Annotated in this window: 1 protein-coding gene and 1 pseudogene; one reads left to right on the forward strand and one right to left on the reverse strand. The window is 61.2% G+C overall.

The features are described 5' to 3' along the window. A pseudogene (locus MKK52_RS00010) lies at window positions 1-165 on the reverse strand (HNH endonuclease); the annotation flags it as partial. A gap of 1,093 nt (window positions 166-1,258) precedes the next feature. Here MKK52_RS00010 and MKK52_RS00015 point away from each other — a divergent pair. Further along, window positions 1,259-1,876 (forward strand): YihY/virulence factor BrkB family protein (locus tag MKK52_RS00015; RefSeq protein ID WP_243951704.1); only part of this gene is annotated, 618 nt, incomplete at its 3' end.

A 1,876-nucleotide genomic window follows, 5' to 3' on the forward strand; every position in this document is an offset into this window, starting at 1 on the left:
CGCCTGCGCGTCCCACCAGCGGCCATCTCCGAGGTGCCAGATGATATGCCCATGCGGTCGCCCGCAGCTCTCACAGCGGCCCTTGGCGCGGCGGAAGCTGATCACCGCCGACAGCTGCGGCCAGTCGATGGGGTAGAAGAAGCTGTGCTCGCGCCGGATCGGCATGGCAGGATGATGCGATGGCTAGCCCTAACGCTGAGCAGTAAGGCATCTGCGCAGCATAAGCATCCCGCTGTTCAGCCGCCGATGGGTTCCGCATCGGGCCTTTCGGCTTAGCTCCCTGTCGGATGCGCGTCAGGAACCTCGTTTGCGTCCACTACCTTGGTCTCTGCGAGATACACGGAGAGCCAGCATGGGAACGGACACCGACGCGGCACGGGAGGCCTTCGGAATGGTCCCACCGGGAAAGCCGCTGGGCCAGGAGAAGCTTCCAGACGATACGGCAGCTGCAGGGCCTACGTCCCCTGGTAGTCCAGAGGGCGAGAATGACCAGGGCCCCGAAAGCGGCGGCTACGATAATCGACCGGCTGTCCCGTCGTCAGATAACCGCAAAGGTGGCTACGGCGCTGGCTAAGCCGAGTGCTTCGTCCCTTCCTTGCTCGGCCAAAGCGCGGTTCGTCAGACGCTAACTTCCTCGGCGTGTAAGCCACCTGCCCTGATGTGTTCTGGCAGGTCGCCATGATCATAGTAGCCTGCCTCGTGCGCCATGGCGTCCAAGGCGGCAATCGGGCCCGATGCGGCGCCTGTCCAGAGGATAGCGCCTGTCGCCTTCTGACGGATCTGAAACACGCGCATCACTGCCTCGCTCTGATGAACGCTGAGACAAGCGCTGCCCTAACGGCTCGTTCCAGCGATTTGGCTAGCGAGAGAGTGTGACGCGGCTTGAACTGTGCGAGGATGCGACCCTCGGAACGACCTCTCCAGTTACGTGATTGCTCTAGGTCCTGACGGAAGTTGTGATGCTGACGGGCAGTCTGCTGTGGCTCCTGGGGGTGCCGATCCCCCTCGTGATCCTGCTGTGGTTCTTCTTCCTGCGAGGGCGGTAAACGCATCGCACGAGCGTCTCTACACCTAGCTAGATTGTAGCTGGGCATGGCGCTGTTTGAGGAGAGCAGCACGAGGGAACTGCGTGCAGTAAGAGCCAAGCTCATGCTGGCTCACGGATCGCATTCGGCCATATCTGCATTACCGGCAGGTATGCCTATTGCCTCGGTTGGATGCCCCCGCATCCTCGCTCGCGAGCGCACCGGAGTTTCCGATGCCAAATGCCCATTCAGATCGCCAACCCAAGGCTGCTGGTGAAAGAGGGGCCTCCCTCGTATGGACCCTGGCACTGGCGACTGCGCTTGTTGGCGTCGTAGCTTTGCCACGGCGTGCAACCCGCTCCGAGTTGCCTGGCCCACAGGCTGACGAAGCCGGGGCCGCACGACAGACTTCACCCTCTCACAGCGGCAGTGATGCTCACGAAGTCGCTCGTCGTCAGGGGGATCGCGGACGCCAAGCCAAAAGCCCAACCGATATTCCGGCGAAGGGGTGGAAGGACATCGCGCTGCGCACCTACCACGATGTGGGCGAGAACCGCATCATGTTGGTATCAGCAGGGGTTACCTTCTTTACGCTGCTGGCGATTTTCCCAGCTATCGCTGCTCTCGTCTCTGTTTATGGCCTCATCGCCGACGCATCGACGATAAACAATCAACTCGCTAGCCTTCAGGGTATCCTGCCCCAAGGAGACCTCGATATCCTCGGCGATCAGGTCAAGCTTCTGAACGAGAAGGGCAATGCGACGCTTGGGTTGAGCTTGATTATCGGCGTAGCCTTGTCGGTGTGGAGCGCCAACGGCGGCATGAAGCATATCTTCGATGCCCTCAACCTC

Source organism: Methylobacterium sp. J-067 (assembly GCF_022829465.1).
Classification (GTDB): Bacteria; Pseudomonadota; Alphaproteobacteria; order Rhizobiales; family Beijerinckiaceae; genus Methylobacterium; species Methylobacterium litchii.